At 60.3% G+C, this 14,429-nt stretch carries 14 protein-coding genes; 8 read left to right on the top strand and 6 right to left on the bottom strand.

Features of this window, described 5'->3' with window-relative positions; all coding sequences use genetic code 11:
• Nucleotides 1–42: 42 nt before the first annotated feature.
• The 4 genes from glpQ to glpT all read right to left on the bottom strand — a co-directional run bounded on the left by glpQ (nucleotide 43) and on the right by glpT (nucleotide 5,599).
• Nucleotides 43–1,125 (bottom strand): glycerophosphodiester phosphodiesterase, encoded by a 1,083-nt coding sequence (gene glpQ / locus ACSMDR_RS17360; protein WP_005901761.1) that lies wholly within the window; start codon nucleotides 1,123–1,125, stop codon nucleotides 43–45.
• A gap of 212 nt (nucleotides 1,126–1,337) precedes the next feature.
• Nucleotides 1,338–2,825, bottom strand: a complete 1,488-nt coding sequence (gene glpD, locus ACSMDR_RS17355) for a glycerol-3-phosphate dehydrogenase (RefSeq protein WP_436469048.1) — start codon at nucleotides 2,823–2,825, stop codon at nucleotides 1,338–1,340.
• A gap of 555 nt (nucleotides 2,826–3,380) precedes the next feature.
• Nucleotides 3,381–4,139 carry a DeoR/GlpR family transcriptional regulator gene (locus ACSMDR_RS17350; protein ID WP_005901758.1) on the bottom strand — a complete coding sequence of 253 codons (759 nt, stop codon included), beginning with the start codon at nucleotides 4,137–4,139 and terminating at the stop codon, nucleotides 3,381–3,383.
• Between the two features lie 101 nt (nucleotides 4,140–4,240).
• On the bottom strand, nucleotides 4,241–5,599 hold the full coding sequence (gene glpT / locus ACSMDR_RS17345; RefSeq protein WP_005901756.1) for a glycerol-3-phosphate transporter: 1,359 nt from the start codon (nucleotides 5,597–5,599) through the stop codon (nucleotides 4,241–4,243).
• A gap of 492 nt (nucleotides 5,600–6,091) precedes the next feature.
• Between glpT and ACSMDR_RS17340 the strand changes: the two genes are divergently transcribed.
• Nucleotides 6,092–6,940, top strand: a complete 849-nt coding sequence (locus ACSMDR_RS17340; RefSeq protein ID WP_005901753.1) for an MIP/aquaporin family protein — start codon at nucleotides 6,092–6,094, stop codon at nucleotides 6,938–6,940.
• A gap of 30 nt (nucleotides 6,941–6,970) precedes the next feature.
• Nucleotides 6,971–8,473: a glycerol kinase GlpK gene (glpK, locus tag ACSMDR_RS17335; RefSeq protein WP_005901751.1), complete on the top strand. Its 1,503-nt coding sequence runs from the start codon at nucleotides 6,971–6,973 to the stop codon at nucleotides 8,471–8,473.
• 276 nt (nucleotides 8,474–8,749) lie between these two features.
• Here glpK and ACSMDR_RS17330 read toward each other — a convergent pair whose 3' ends face one another.
• Entirely contained in the window at nucleotides 8,750–9,652 is a 903-nt protein-coding gene (locus ACSMDR_RS17330; protein WP_436469047.1) for a LysR substrate-binding domain-containing protein, read from the bottom strand.
• A gap of 269 nt (nucleotides 9,653–9,921) precedes the next feature.
• Here ACSMDR_RS17330 and ACSMDR_RS17325 point away from each other — a divergent pair, with 269 nt between their 5' ends.
• The 6 genes from ACSMDR_RS17325 to ACSMDR_RS17300 all read left to right on the top strand — a co-directional run bounded on the left by ACSMDR_RS17325 (nucleotide 9,922) and on the right by ACSMDR_RS17300 (nucleotide 14,230).
• Nucleotides 9,922–10,269, top strand: coding sequence for a GFA family protein (locus tag ACSMDR_RS17325; protein WP_436469046.1), 348 nt, complete (start codon nucleotides 9,922–9,924; stop codon nucleotides 10,267–10,269).
• Nucleotides 10,270–10,491: 222 nt separating this feature from the next.
• Nucleotides 10,492–10,878, top strand: a complete 387-nt coding sequence (locus tag ACSMDR_RS17320) for a DUF6404 family protein (protein WP_436469045.1) — start codon at nucleotides 10,492–10,494, stop codon at nucleotides 10,876–10,878.
• 26 nt (nucleotides 10,879–10,904) lie between these two features.
• Nucleotides 10,905–11,267 carry a VOC family protein gene (locus tag ACSMDR_RS17315; protein WP_436469044.1) on the top strand — a complete coding sequence of 121 codons (363 nt, stop codon included), beginning with the start codon at nucleotides 10,905–10,907 and terminating at the stop codon, nucleotides 11,265–11,267.
• A 172-nt stretch (nucleotides 11,268–11,439) separates the two neighbouring features.
• Nucleotides 11,440–11,730 (top strand): putative quinol monooxygenase, encoded by a 291-nt coding sequence (locus tag ACSMDR_RS17310; RefSeq protein ID WP_436469043.1) that lies wholly within the window; start codon nucleotides 11,440–11,442, stop codon nucleotides 11,728–11,730.
• A gap of 88 nt (nucleotides 11,731–11,818) precedes the next feature.
• Entirely contained in the window at nucleotides 11,819–12,622 is an 804-nt protein-coding gene (gene dkgB, locus ACSMDR_RS17305; protein WP_436469042.1) for a 2,5-didehydrogluconate reductase DkgB, read from the top strand.
• Nucleotides 12,623–13,057: 435 nt separating this feature from the next.
• On the top strand, nucleotides 13,058–14,230 hold the full coding sequence (locus ACSMDR_RS17300) for an MFS transporter (protein WP_436469041.1): 1,173 nt from the start codon (nucleotides 13,058–13,060) through the stop codon (nucleotides 14,228–14,230).
• Between the two features lie 63 nt (nucleotides 14,231–14,293).
• Here ACSMDR_RS17300 and ACSMDR_RS17295 read toward each other — a convergent pair whose 3' ends face one another.
• Entirely contained in the window at nucleotides 14,294–14,407 is a 114-nt protein-coding gene (locus ACSMDR_RS17295) for a CydX/CbdX family cytochrome bd oxidase small subunit (RefSeq protein ID WP_043761643.1), read from the bottom strand.
• Nucleotides 14,408–14,429: the final 22 nt, after the last annotated feature.

Raw genomic sequence — 14,429 nt, 5'->3', positions numbered from 1 at the left:
GGGGCACCTGGCCCCGCTCGTTCTTCCCTGTTGCGCTGTGGTTTACGCTTTGCCGTGCGCCTTGATGACAGCGACCGCCTTGTCCGGGAAATCGCTGAACACCCCATCCACATCGGCCTGATAGAGGAAGATGTTGAGCAGATCAGTGAAGTCCTTGGCATAGGCCGGGATCTGGCCCTCGTCCTGACGGAAGGTATAAGGGTGTACCTTGAGCCCAGCGGCATGGGCATCCTTGACCATGCTGGTGAACACCGGCTTGCCCGGAGTACCTGGCTCTGTGACTATCATCGGCTTCCAGGGACCTATCCCTTCGGCATAACCGGCTATGGTCTTCATGGCGCCCGGTTTGAACATCCAGTCATAGTCATAAGGAGTTGCCTTGCCCTTGGTGTCGTAGACCATGGTCTCATTCCAATCGGTCTCGGCCATCAACTGGACCAGTTTCAGATCCATGCCGAGGGCCGGCATCAGCTCGCTGTTGATGCGCTTGAGTTCATTGGCATCAAAGCTCTGCAGATAGATCTTGCTCTGCTTATTGGTGTAGCCGTACTCCTTGAGTACCTTGAGCACCGCCTGGGAGATGTCTTTGCCTTCGTGGCGGAAGAACCAGGGCGCCTTGATCTCGGGATAGATACCGACCTGCTTGCCGGTGCTCTTGTTCATGCCCTGGATCATCTCTATCTCTTCCTGGAAGGTGTGGATCCGGAAATCCGATTGCCACAGCGGGAAGCGGGCCGGATAGACGGGCACCTGCTTGCCGTCCACCAGTTGGAAGGGCTCCGTCATGCGCAAGGAGCGCACCTCGGCCAGGGTGAAGTCCACCACATAGTAGCGACCATCTGCACGGGCCCGGCCGGGGAAGCGCGCCGCCACATCGGTGATGCCGTCGAGGAAGTGATCGTGCATTACCACCAGCTGGTCATCCTTGGTCATGACCAGATCCTGTTCGAGATAATCCACCCCCATGGCATAGGCCATGGCCTTGGAGGCCAGAGTGTGCTCGGGCAGATAGCCGGAGGCGCCGCGGTGCGCAATGACGACCTTGCCCTCATCGACGGCCAGTGCAGGCAGAGAGAGGCTGGCGCCGAGGGAGAGGGCAAGAAGGGATAAGGCTACTTGTTTCATCTTGGGTGCTCTTGTTGTTATTGAAGGGTCAGGTAGGTAAGTCAAACTGCCAATCGGTGGCGCAGGTCAACCTTGGGGTCATATGTCAGACCGCCGTCATGGGGCAGGTCATTGTTATAGAGGGAAAGTATGACGAGCAGATGATACCGGCCAGGGCGTGATGGCCATCTGCTCGTGATGACAGGGGCATGCCCGGGGCATGCCCTCATCCTTTACATGGCCTGTGGCAGGGCGTGATGGAACTGTTCAAGCCAGGCTTGCAGGGCGGCTTGTTGCTGGGCATCCAGACGCAACCCCAACTTGCTACGGCGCCACAAGATGTCTTCCAGGCTGTGAGCCCACTCGTTTTCCAGCAGGTAACGCACCTCGGATTCATACAAGCCGGCGCCAAAGTGCTCGCCACGCTCATGCTGCAACCAGAGGCGGGCCTGGCTGCCATAGGCTTCGCTGATGCGCTGGGCGCTGCGCTCGTCGAGCCAGTCGAACTCGAGTCGATAGGCGCGAGCCAGTTCCTGGGTGCTGCAATCAAACTCGCCGCCGGGCAGACGACTGGTCGCGGTCCAATCTTCCCCCATCTGGGCAAACCAGGGCTTGAGCTTGTTGCAGGCAGCCTGGGCCAGCTTGCGGTAGGTAGTGAGCTTGCCGCCAAACACCGAGAGCAGGGGGGCACCATCGGCATCGCCAGAGAGTTCGAGGGTGTAATCCCGAGTAACCGCCTGGGGCGAATCGGACTCATCATCACAGAGCGGACGCACCCCGGAGTAGGTCCAGACCACATCGGACGGCGCTATCTTGCTGGTGAAGTGGGCGTTGACCACGTTGCACAGGTAGTTCACCTCGGCGTCGCTGATGTGAGCGTCGCGGGCATCGCCTCTGTGCTCCACATCGGTGGTGCCGATGAGGGAGAAATCCTGCTGATAGGGAATGACGAAGACGATGCGATGATCCTCGTTTTGCAGGATGTAGGCCTCTTCGCGCTCGTGGATGCGCGGCACTATGATGTGGCTGCCCTTGATGAGGCGGATACCCCGGGGGGATTTCTCGTGCAGCCCCTCGTCATAGAAGGTCTTGACCCAGGGGCCTGCCGCATTGACCAGCCCCTTGCAGGTGACGGTGAAACGCTCACCGCCCTCACGCTCCAGGGTCAGGGTCCATCGCTTGGCATCCCGGGTCGCCTTCACGCAGCGGGTGCGGGTCTGCACCTCGGCTCCCTTGCTGCGCGCCATCATGGCATTGATCACCACCAGTCTGGCGTCATCCACCCAGGCATCGGAATATTCAAAGCCCTTGCTGATCCCCGATCTCAACCCATCTTGCGGCAAGAAGCGCACACCGCAGCTGCCCTTGAGCTTGTCGCGCTTGGCCAGGTTGTCATAAAGGAAAAGACCGGCGCGGATCATCCAGGCCGGGCGCAGATGCGGGCGATGGGGCAAACGAAAACGCATCGGGCGAGCGATATGGGGCGCCATACCAAGCAGTACTTCCCGCTCGGCCAGGGCCTCTTTCACCAGACGAAACTCATAATGCTCCAGATAGCGCAATCCGCCGTGGATCAGCTTGCTGGAGTTGGACGAGGTGGCCGAGGCGAGATCCTGCGCCTCGAACAGCGCCACCTTCAGCCCCCGCCCCGCCGCATCCGCCGCAATGCCGACCCCGTTGATGCCGCCGCCGACGACGACCAGATCATAATGTTCGCTCATGTTCACCTACTTTCTTATATTTGCGTTCGCCAAGGTGGCAATGTTTGATTTCGCTCATATTAGAGCATAAAAAAACTATAAACGAACATTTAGTAATGAAAGTGTGATCGAGATAGAGGCCAAACAGTAAAAAAAAGGATCCGGCTTCGCCCTCCTTGCAGCAGGGGGCAGCCACACCCAAAGACAAAGGATAACCAAGGCCCGGGCAGCCGTTGAAACCATCGCTTGCTACCCAATAGCAAGGATGAAACGACAAGCGAGGCAAAGGGAGAGAGGGCTGCCAACGATCGGATGACCATGGGCAGCTGCCGCAGGCCCGCAATACGGGGGCAAAGAGCCAGCAAAGAGGTCACATGCAGCGATGGCAATCAGAAGAGGGCACAGGATGGCAACGGCAGGAATAGTGCGAAGAGGATGCAACGAGTCATGGCCGGGGTTACCGAGCCGCCCTAAGCGAGCGAGCCATCATCTCTAAAACGGCTGTGGGGCAGCCAGATGCCATAAAACAGCGGGAAGAACCGACCTAGCGCCACCACTGGGGCGGCGCCAGGGTGATCAGCAGATATGACACTCTATCTGATGCTGGGCCATGATGCGCATCAGCTTCTCCGGGGGCGGCTGGTCGGTAAACAGGGCATGCACCTGATTGAGGTGACCCAGGTTGACCATGGCATTGCGGCCGAATTTGGTGTGATCCGCGGCCAGAAACACCTGACGGGAGTGGGCGATGATGGCCTGGGCTATCTTCACCTCGTGATAGTCGAAATCGAGCAATGAGCCGTCGCCATCGATGCCGGAGATGCCGATGACACCGTAATCCATGCGGAACTGACCGATGAAGTCGCGGGTCGCCTCCCCCACTATGCCGCCATCTCTGTTGCGGATCTCGCCGCCGGCGATGATGACGGTGAAGTCATCCTTGGCGGTCAGAATGCTGGCCACGTTGAGGTTGTTGGTCACCACCCGCAACTCGCGGTGATCGAGCAGGGCCCGGGCAATGGCCTCTGTGGTGGTGCCTATATCGATAAAGAGCGAGGAGCCGTCGGGAATGTTGGCAGCCACCTCGCGGGCGATACGCTCTTTCTCCTTGAGCTGCATCACCTTGCGGGCACTGTAGGCAGTATTGACGGTACTCGAATGCAATGAGGCGCCGCCATGGTGGCGACGTATCTTGTTCTGTTCGGCAAGATCGTTGAGATCCCGGCGTATGGTCTGCGGGCTGACGTCGAAATGGCTCACCAGGTCTTCCGTCGAGACAAATCCCTGCCGCGTCAGGACGTCCAGTATTTCCAGATGTCGTTGGGTTTGTTTCACGCTTGCACTCCGATGATGAAACGAAAAAAGGCCCCGGCAGATGCGGGGCCTTTCGGAGTTTACCTTATCCCCTTTGGGATCAATAAGGTCAGGATCACGTTTTATGCCTTATTGGCATCCGCCTTCTTGGCAGCAACGGCAATGTTTTCGTGCTTGAGGGTCATGGCCAGCAACACGATGGAGATCAGGCAAGAAGCCGTCAGCACCATGAAGCCACCGTCCCAGCCGAAGTGATCGACCGTGTAACCCAACATGGCGTTGGCTGCGACTGCGCCGCCCAGGTAGCCGAACAGGCCGGTAAAGCCTGCCGCGGTACCGGCCGCCTTCTTGGGTGCCAGCTCCAGCGCATACAGACCAATCAGCATGACGGGACCGTAGATGAGGAAGCCGATGGCCACCAGCGCCAGCATGTCAACGGTCGGGTTGCCCGCTGGGTTGAGCCAGTAGACCAGCACGGCCACTGTCACCAGCACCATGAACAGGATGCCAGCCGGGGCACGGCGGCCCTGGAACATCTTGTCCGAGATCCAGCCACACAGCAGGGTGCCCGGAATACCGGCCCACTCGTACAGGAAATAGGCCCAGGAAGAGTTATCAACGGTGAAATCCTTGGCCTCTTTCAGGTAGGTCGGTGCCCAGTCCAGCACGCCGTAACGGATCAGATAAACGAAGGCGTTGGCGATGGCGATGTACCACAAGAGCTTGTTGTGCAGCACGTACTTCATGAAGATCTCTTTGGCGGAGAACTCCTTTTCGTGGCTGGCGTCATAGTCCTTCGGATAGTCGTCCTTGTACTCCTCGATGGGTGGCAGGCCGACAGATTGCGGGGTATCACGCATCACGAAGAAGACGATCACCGCGATGGCGGCAGCTGCCGCAGCCGGGACATAGAAGGCACTGCGCCAGTCATTGAACCAACCCATTCCCAGAATGAACAGCGGGCCAATCAAGCCGCCGCCGACGTTGTGCGCCACGTTCCAGACCGCGACCACTTCGCCACGCTCTTTTTGAGACCACCAGTGCACCATGGTACGGCCACAAGGGGGCCAGCCCATACCCTGTACCCAACCGTTCAGGAACAAGAGCACGAACATGATGGCAATGCTGGAGGTTGCCCAGTGCACCGTGCCCATCATGAACATGATGCCGGCCGAGAGCAGCAAGCCCGCCGACAAGAAGTAACGGGCGTTGGATCGATCCGAGACGTTCCCCATCAGGAACTTGGACAGACCATAGGCAATGGACACCCCGGACAGGGCCAAGCCCAGATCGCCGCGAGAGAATCCTTGTTCAATCAGGTAAGGCATCGCCAGGCTGAAGTTTTTGCGGACCAGATAGTAACCGGCATATCCGAAGAAGATACCGAAGAACATCTGCCAGCGCATGCGCTTGTAGAAGGGGTCAACCTTGTCAGCCGGCAGACGCTCGATATGAGGCGCGGGCCTGAAAAAACTAAGCATCTTAGTTTCCTTGTCTTGTTGTTATTTGTTGAGTTTGGGACCTTGCCCAGTGCACACCGCACGATCAGTACAGCTTTGATTCGTAAGCGAGCCGATTATGAGCATTTGAGAACATTTAATCTGTGATGTAACCGAAAATATTACAGATTTATTACAGAAAATGCGCACCAGTGAGCGACAACCAATCAGACCATAGCCATGATAACGAGGGGCTTGCAGACTAACACCTAAGAGATATACCACTTGTTTGGCCTTGCTTTTCGTCACATTTTATTAGCAATGAATGGGATCTTGCCCACATTTCCCAACAGAGGCATGTGGGCTAACAGGCCAGAAAGGTTTACTTTCTCATTCGTCCGAGAACGAGCGAAAACGAGCATAACGTTTGCGCAGACTCAAAAAACAACAAACAGATTCTCGGCGCCAATAGGAATGAAAAATAGAAAAATGGAACATTAAACCTGTCTGTGGGTGGATAAGAGGAATAAAGGAATGAGCATACAAAGACCCAATACCCTGCTTGGCGAATGCATCGCCGAGTTTATCGGCACCGGCCTGCTGATCTTTTTCGGCGTCGGCTGTGTGGCGGCTCTGGTGCTGGCTGGCGCCAACTTCGGCCAATGGGAGATCTCCATCACCTGGGGGATAGGCGTGGCCATCGCCATCTATGTGACCGGCGGCATATCAGGTGCCCACCTGAACCCGGCGGTGACCCTGGCGCTGATGACCTTCGCCGGTTTTGACAAGCGCAAGGTGGTGCCCTTCATCATCGCCCAGATAGCCGGTGCCTTCAGTGCCGCCGCCTTGGTCTACTTCCTCTACAGCAGTCTGTTTACCCAGTGGGAACTGACCCATAACGTGGTGCGCGGCAGCCTGGATAGCCTGGCCACCGCCGGCATCTTCTCTACCTATGCCAACCCGCTGCTCTCCAACCTGCAGGCCTTCGCGGTCGAGCTGGTGATCACCGCCGTCTTGATGCTGGGCATCATGGCACTGGGCGACAACAACAACGGTGCCCCCAAAGGCTTCGCCGCCGCCCTGCTGATCGGCCTTCTTATCGCCGTCATCGGTGCCTCCCTGGGCCCCTTGACCGGTTTCGCCATGAACCCGGCCCGTGACTTTGGTCCCAAGCTGTTTGCCTTCCTGGCAGGCTGGGGTGACGTCGCCATGACCGGTGGTCGTGACAATCCCTACTTCTGGGTCCCTATCCTTGGCCCCATCGTCGGTGCTCAGCTGGGCACAGCCCTCTACGTGAAAGTGCTGGCGCCCTGCGTGCCGGGCAACCGTGTTGCCGCCGCCGAACAAGCCGCCCAAACTGCTAAAGAAGAGGCCGCCGCCTAAGAGCGGTCCCATCCAAACCTGGAGAACATCATGTCTACTGCACAAAAGTACGTCGTCGCCCTGGACCAAGGCACCACCTCTTCCCGCGCTATCGTCTTCGATCAGGACGCCAACATAGTGGCCGTCTCCCAGCGCGAGTTCACCCAGCACTACCCGAATGCGGGCTGGGTCGAGCATGACCCCATGGAGATCTGGGCGACCCAGTCCTCCGTCTTCACCGAGGTGCTGGCCAAGAGCGGCCTGCACAGCGAACAGATAGCCGCCATCGGCATCACCAACCAGCGTGAAACCACCGTCGTCTGGGAAAAAGCGACCGGCAAGCCTATCTACAACGCCATCGTCTGGCAGTGCCGCCGTACCGCCGGCATTTGTGAAGAGCTCAAGGCCCGTGGCCTGGAAGAGTACGTCCGTGACAACACCGGCCTGGTGGTCGATGCCTACTTCTCCGGCACCAAGGTGAAGTGGATCCTCGACAACGTCGAGGGGGCCCGCGAGCAGGCGATGAATGGCGAGTTGCTGTTCGGCACCATAGATACCTGGCTGCTGTGGAAGATGACCAATGGCGAAGTGCATGTCACCGATCCGACCAACGCATCACGCACCATGCTCTACAACATTCGTGATCTGAAGTGGGACGAGCGGATGCTCGACGAGCTGGGCATCCCGGCCTCCATGCTGCCCGAAGTTCGCCCCTCCTCCGAGGTCTATGGCTACACCACCCGTGGCGGCGGTACGCGCATCCCCATCGCAGGCATCGCCGGTGACCAGCAGGCGGCCCTGTTCGGTCAGCTCTGCTTCGAAAAAGGCATGGCCAAAAACACCTATGGCACCGGTTGTTTCTTGCTGATGAACACCGGCACCGAGCCGGTTCGCTCCAACAACGGCCTGCTGACCACCATCGCCATCGGTCCCAAGGGCGATGTCAACTATGCCCTGGAAGGGGCCGTGTTCATGGGCGGCGCGACCGTGCAGTGGCTGCGTGACGAGATGAAGCTCATTCACGATGCCCGCGACACCGACTACTTCGCCACCAAAGTAGGTGACACCAATGGCGTCTACCTGGTACCGGCCTTCGTGGGTCTGGGCGCTCCTTACTGGGATCCCTATGCGCGCGGCACCATGGTCGGCCTGACCCGTGGCACCAACCGCAACCATGTGATCCGCGCGGCGCTGGAATCCATCGCCTACCAGAGCCGCGACGTGCTCGATGCCATGCAGCAAGACTCCGGCATCAAGCTGGCGTCCCTGAAGGTGGACGGCGGCGCCGTGGCCAACGACTTCTTGATGCAGTTCCAGTCCGACATGATGCGCACCCCTGTGGTACGCCCGACCCGCATCGAAACCACCGCCATGGGCGCCGCCTTCCTGGCCGGCCTCGCCGTCGGCTTCTGGAAGAGCGCGGACGAGCTCAAAGACAAGTTCAGTGTGGACCGCGAGTTCACCCCGCAGATGGAAGACGCCCGCCGCGATCGCCTCTACAACGGCTGGCAGAAGGCGGTCGAGCGCTCCCGCCGCTGGGCAGAAGAGGATTAAGAGTCGGGGCGCGGCGCCCCAACCCGACTGGCCAGTCCCTCCTGGGCATCGCCAGCCGGGGGTAGCCGCCAGGGTGGGCCGAGTCTCACTGGATCACCCTCGCGCGCCAGCCGCACATCAATAAAAAGTGCATACAGCGCAAACAACAGAAGAAAAGAGAGACGGGTAATAATCAACGGGCCGACAACAATGTCGGCCCGTTTCTTTGTGGGGTTATCAGGAGGGGCGCAGGAGCCGGGGGGAGTCACGCCCTCCACTGTGCCCCCGGCGCACGACTCAGAGCGAGTGGCGACCTATCTGCTCTTTCAGAAAATCGAGCCAGACCCGCAGCCGGATATCCCGCTGGGCATCGGAATAGAAGACCGCATGAATGGGGCGCGACGCCCCGCTGTTGCTGCGTGCCAGCACTTCCACCAGAGCGCCGCTCTCCCTGTCATCCCCTGTCATGAAGTCCGACAAACAGACGATCCCCTGCCCCTTGAGTGCCAGCTGCCGCAAGGTCTCGCCACTGCTGGCCCGCAAGGTCGGCGTGATGGCAAACCTGTCCCCCTGCTCTGCGCTGAGCAGGGGCCAGTGATTGAGGTGCTCGGGATGCAAAAAGCCCAACAACTCGTGGCCCGCCAGCAAGTCAGCCGGTTGGCGCGGGGTGCCGCGCTCGCTCAGGTAAACGGGGGATGCCAGCAGCCGCAGCCGCGTGCGCCCGAGCGGCAAGGCCCGCAGGGAGGAGTCGCTCAGCTCGCCGATACGGATGGCCATGTCCACCCGCCGCTCCATCAGATTGATGAACCCTTCGGAGCTGTGCAGTTGCAGCTCGATGGCGGGGTAACGCCGACGAAACTCGCCGATGAGTGGCACCAGGCGGTGCAAGATGAAGGGGGTGGCGGCATCGACTCGCAATATCCCCTCCGGCTGCTCTTTTCGGCTGAGCAGATGGCTCTCGGCCTCGCTCATCTCGGTCAATACCCTGACTGCTCGCTGATAGAACCAGCTCCCCTCCTCGGTCAGGCTGACCCGGCGGGTGGTGCGGTTGAGCAGCAGGGTGGCGAGCTTCTCCTCCAGTCGTTTGATGCCGCGGCTCACCACCGAGTTGTCCAGTCCCAGGTTTTCCGCCGCCTGGCGAAAACTGCCCGCCTCTACCACGGCCACAAACAGGGTCAGTTCATCGGAATGGGTCTTCATTGATGTCATCCAAGCAAGAATCTTTACTCTTTATAGGCTAAATGCCGGTTAGTTAGCAAGACAGCGCCCCCCGAGTACGACAATGAGCCCCCCTCGCCATGCCTCCAGCGCCTCGCTGGCAGCGTGCGGGGGACAATGGGCCCAGCAGCCCCCCTCGGTGGAGCATGGCTATACTGATGCGGGCCCTTTGTCCCGTCAGGATCAGGGGCGACCAGGGCACGGGCCTGTTCGGCTCATGGCCCTGACCATATAACGCAAGGAGTCGGGTGATGAAATACAAGGGAAGCTGCCACTGCGGCAGAGTGGTATTCGAAGCCGACGGCGAGCTGACCCAGGCCCTGGCCTGCAACTGCTCCATCTGTCAGCGCAAGGGGTCTCTGCTGTGGTTTATCCCCAGGGACAAGATGACATTGCTGACCCCACCTGAGGCGGCCAGCACCTATACCTTCAACAAACACGTGGTCAAACACAGGTTCTGCCCCGTATGCGGCATGCACCCCTATGGTGAGGGGGTGGATCCCGAAGGCAACCATGTTGCCGCCATCAATATCCGTTGCCTGGAAGGCATAGATCCCGAATCCGTGCCTGTGCATCACTATGATGGTCGGGCTCTGTAGCCAGGCAGACCATCTGACGTTGTCAATCAGGCCGGAGGCGCCTCTCTTCCCTCTGGTCTGTCTCTCAATCTCCAGCCAGCGCCCCCCTCTCCTGCACGGAACCATGTGATCCGGCGCAAACACCCGAGCCAGCAACAAGGCTACAATCGGAGCCCGCACAGGGATATTTTGAGCAGGCGTCTCATCGCCAACCCTGCTCTGCTGTCACACGTAGGAAGCACCATGTTATTTGAACATCGCCTATTCGCCGCCCATAAAGAGCTGGCCAGCAAGGGGGTGCAGACCCTCAACTACAACCCGCCGATCATCTGGCTGCTGCGAAAGGCGGGGTTCACCATCAGACCGCCACACTACGAACGCTTTCTGGTCAACGTCCTTGCCCTGGGACTCCCCATCGGCGCCATCTGGGGGGTGTTGATGTGGTACCTCGGCTGGCAGGATGAGGTGAGCCCGACCTTCGCCCTGCGCCAGAGCTTGCTGTTTGGCATAGGGCTCGGTCTGCTGATGGCGACCTGGCTCTGGTTTCGGCGCAAGCAGCTCAAGCTGACCCCCTGGGACGCCTTGCCCCACTCCACAAGCCGCACACAAAAGCGCTGGCAACCGAAATAATCACCGATATCGACAAGGAGACCCTCATGACCAGGGCCCATGAAAAACTGAACTATGTGGAATTTGCGGCAAGGGATCTCGCCGCGACCAAGGCCTTCTTTCAAGCCGCCTTCGGCTGGCAGTTCGCCGACTACGGCCCCGATTATTGCGCCTTCGAAGGGGAAGGGCTGGATGGCGGCTTCTACCGCGCGGATATGTGCAGTCACAGCCATCAGGGGGGCGCCCTGCTGGTGTTCTACAGCGCCGATATAGCGGCAACCCAGGCCAAGGTGCAGCACCATGGCGGCATCATCAACCGCCCGCTATTCGACTTCCCCGGCGGCCGCCGTTTCCACTTTGTCGAGCCCAGCGGCAACGAATTTGCGGTCTGGTCCGAACCGGCGGCCTGATGGCGAGGGCGTCCCGGCGCCCCCTGCTGCTTCTACCTCCCTGACCTCCTCGCCGGCTCCTCACCCAGCCCATTTATTGCTGCTCTTATCTCAATAGTGTTTTGCGACTGCTGCCCTGTTTCCCCCAGTCTGCCGGGGGCATACTGGCCGTCGTTTTAGCAAAGAGGTGCAGATGTCATCCCCCATCACAGTGATTGCCGAGCTTGAGGCCAAACCCGAATTCGCCGCCCAGTGTCGTGCCGCCCTTGAGCCGCTGATCGCGGCTACCCTGCAAGAGCCCGGGTGCCTCCGCTACCAGTTGCACCAGAGCCTGGAGAGCCCCCACGGCTGGATGATCCACGAGGCATGGGAGAGCGAGGCGGCGCTCAGTGCCCACGAGCAGCAGCCCCATTTTCTCGCCTTCGTGGCCAGCACCCGGGGCTGGTTTGCCAGCACCAGCGTTCGCCGCTATCAACTAGCCTGAATCCAGCTGCGGCCTGCCCCTGCCCGCCCTGGATGCGGGGACGGGCCGACACAATCTTGAGCGTAGAAACAATAACTTGAGGAATTTTATGATGAAGATGCCCAACCTGGGTCTTGGTACCTTTCGCCTGAAAGATCAGCCCCTGCGCGACTCCCTGCTGCAGGGTCTGGAGCTTGGCTATCGCCATATCGATACCGCCCAGATCTATGACAATGAGGCCGAAGTGGGCCGCTTGATGAGCGAAAGCGGCGTGCCCCGCCCGGATATCTACCTGACCACCAAGGTGTGGACCAGCGAGTTCGGCCCGGGCAAGGTGATCCCGAGCCTGGAGCTGAGCCTGGAAAAGCTGGGCACCGACTACCTGGATCTGGCGCTTATTCACTGGCCCTCCCCCCAGGATGAGGTGGCGATGGCGGTCTATCTGGAGCAGCTCGCCGAGGCCAAGGCCCGGGGCCTGACCCGGGAGATAGGGGTGTCCAACTTCACCGTGGCCCAGCTCCAGCAGGCCATCGAGATCCTGGGGCCGGGCGCCATCGCCCACCAGCAGGTGGAGATCCATCCCCTGCTGCAAAACCGCAAGGTGGTTGAGTTCTGCCAGGAGCACGGCATCGCCATCACCGCCTATATGCCGCTCGCCTATGGCAAGGTGCTCGCCGAGCCGCTCCTGATGGAGATCGGCAAGCGCCACGGCGTCTCGGCGGCCCAGGTGTCGCTCGCCTGGCTGCTGGCCCAGGGCATGACGGTGATCCCGAGCTCCACCAAACGGGAGAACCTCGCCGCCAACCTGGCTGCGCTGAAGGTCACACTCAGCCCCGAGGAGATGGCACAGATTGCCACCCTGGATCGAGGGGAGCGCTGCGCCAACCCGGACTTTGCACCGACCTGGGACTGATCCCCCTCATCCCCAGCCCTTCTCCCGCCAGGGGAGAAGGGAGCAAACAGCAGTCCGGGATCTGTCTGTGACCCCAAGCGGGAGGCACTGTGCCTCCCGCTTTTTCTCGTCTTCCCCTCTCTCGCCATCACCATCGCCATCACAGGCATCTGGCACAGGACGCCATCCAGCCCTGCCGCCCGTGCTGCTCCCCCAGAGCCTTCCCTTGCCCCTTTATCCCTTGCCCGGTCTGTACGCTTTGCTGCTGCGCGCTTTGTCTCTGCCTTCCGCTAACTCTGCATAGCCGCTCTTGCTGCCTCAGCCACTCCTCATTCCACGGCACCATTGCTGCTTATTTGGCAAAAGTAATTTGATGTTGCCGTCATTTTTGCCAACAAAGCTCATCGGCATACTGGCGCCATTCTCCCGTCGGGAGCCACTATCCAAGGAGTTTGTATGCCACTGGCGTTATTTGCCCTCACCCTGAGTGCCTTTGCGATCGGCACCACAGAGTTTGTGATCGTGGGGCTGATCCCCACCATAGCCGAGCAGCTCAATGTCTCGCTCCCCTCGGCGGGCCTGCTGGTCAGCCTCTATGCCCTGGGGGTGGCCATAGGCGCACCTGTGCTGACGGCGCTCACCGGCAAGCTGCCGCGCAAATGGCTGCTGGTGGGCCTGATGGCGCTCTTCACCGCCGGCAACCTGCTGGCCTGGCAGGCACCGGGCTACGAGAGCCTGATCGTCGCCCGCATCCTCACTGGCCTGGCCCACGGGGTCTTCTTCTCGGTGGGCAGCACAATCGCCACCGGCCTGGTGGCCAAGGAGAAGGCGGCGAGCGCCATCGCCATCATGTTCAGCGGCCTCACGGTCGCCCTGGTGACCGGCGTACCGCTCGGCACCTGGATTGGTCAACAGTTCGGCTGGCGCGAGACCTTCCTGGTGGTGAGCGCACTCGGGGTCATCGCCATGGCAGGCAGCCTGCTGCTCATCCCCGGCAACCTGCCCAAGGGGATAGCCTCCAGCCTCAGTGAGCAGCTCGCCGTGCTGACCAAGAAGCCCCTGCTGATGGTCTATGCCAAGACGGCTCTGGGCTATGGCGGCGCCTTCACCGCCTTTACCTTCCTCGCCCCCATCTTGCAGCAGGTGAGCGGTTTTGGTGCCAATGCGGTGAGCCTGATCCTGCTGGTGTACGGGGTATCGGTGGCGGTCGGCAATATCTGGGGCGGCAAGCTCGCGGACAAGATGGGCCCGCTGCCCGCCTTGAAGCTGATGTTTGGCGGTCTGGCGTTCATCCTGCTGATGCTCACCTTCACCGCGCCCCATCCGGTGCTGGCGGTGCTTACCGTGCTGGTGTGGGGTGCCTTCGCGTTCGGCAACGTGCCGGGGCTGCAGGTGCTGGTGGTGAAACAGGCCGAAATCCACACCCCCAATGCAGTGGATGTGGCCTCCGGCCTCAACATCGCCGCCTTCAACGTCGGCATAGCGCTGGGATCCGTGGTGGGTGGTTTAGTGGTGGATCACCTGGGTCTGATGCACACCCCCTGGATCGGGGCCCTCATCGTGCTGCTGGCCTATGGCCTGACCCACGTCAGCGAGAGGCGCGAGGCCAAACTGGCGCTGGCGGTTTAACCTCCCACAGACGACAAGGCCGACACCCGGTGTCGGCCTCTTTCATTGGCAAAAAAGTGCGGATCAAGACTCCTTGAGATCCTCGTCGGCGGCCCAGCGCGCCTCCAGCCAGAGCAGATTGACCAGGCCGCACAGCAGCGCAAACCCCAGCCCCAACATCCAGGTGAAATACCACATAGTCGAAACTCCCTTGAAATTG

The organism is Aeromonas molluscorum (genome assembly GCF_051376105.1).
GTDB classification, from domain to species: Bacteria; Pseudomonadota; Gammaproteobacteria; order Enterobacterales; family Aeromonadaceae; genus Aeromonas; species Aeromonas molluscorum.
The sequence above is the reverse complement of the archived record's forward strand: the minus strand, read 5'-3'. Positions and strand labels throughout refer to the sequence as shown.

What these genes read in the sequence shown, in the direction of transcription:
- glpQ (WP_005901761.1), bottom strand. Translation starts at nt 1,125, where the DNA reads ATGAAACAAGTAGCCTTATCCCTTCTTGCCCTCTCCCTCGGCGCCAGC.
- glpD (WP_436469048.1), bottom strand. Translation starts at nt 2,825, where the DNA reads ATGAGCGAACATTATGATCTGGTCGTCGTCGGCGGCGGCATCAACGGG.
- glpT (WP_005901756.1), bottom strand. Translation starts at nt 5,599, where the DNA reads ATGCTTAGTTTTTTCAGGCCCGCGCCTCATATCGAGCGTCTGCCGGCT.
- ACSMDR_RS17340 (WP_005901753.1), top strand. Translation starts at nt 6,092, where the DNA reads ATGAGCATACAAAGACCCAATACCCTGCTTGGCGAATGCATCGCCGAG.
- glpK (WP_005901751.1), top strand. Translation starts at nt 6,971, where the DNA reads ATGTCTACTGCACAAAAGTACGTCGTCGCCCTGGACCAAGGCACCACC.
- ACSMDR_RS17330 (WP_436469047.1), bottom strand. Translation starts at nt 9,652, where the DNA reads ATGAAGACCCATTCCGATGAACTGACCCTGTTTGTGGCCGTGGTAGAG.
- ACSMDR_RS17325 (WP_436469046.1), top strand. Translation starts at nt 9,922, where the DNA reads ATGAAATACAAGGGAAGCTGCCACTGCGGCAGAGTGGTATTCGAAGCC.
- ACSMDR_RS17320 (WP_436469045.1), top strand. Translation starts at nt 10,492, where the DNA reads ATGTTATTTGAACATCGCCTATTCGCCGCCCATAAAGAGCTGGCCAGC.
- ACSMDR_RS17315 (WP_436469044.1), top strand. Translation starts at nt 10,905, where the DNA reads ATGACCAGGGCCCATGAAAAACTGAACTATGTGGAATTTGCGGCAAGG.
- ACSMDR_RS17310 (WP_436469043.1), top strand. Translation starts at nt 11,440, where the DNA reads ATGTCATCCCCCATCACAGTGATTGCCGAGCTTGAGGCCAAACCCGAA.
- dkgB (WP_436469042.1), top strand. Translation starts at nt 11,819, where the DNA reads ATGATGAAGATGCCCAACCTGGGTCTTGGTACCTTTCGCCTGAAAGAT.
- ACSMDR_RS17300 (WP_436469041.1), top strand. Translation starts at nt 13,058, where the DNA reads ATGCCACTGGCGTTATTTGCCCTCACCCTGAGTGCCTTTGCGATCGGC.
- ACSMDR_RS17295 (WP_043761643.1), bottom strand. Translation starts at nt 14,407, where the DNA reads ATGTGGTATTTCACCTGGATGTTGGGGCTGGGGTTTGCGCTGCTGTGC.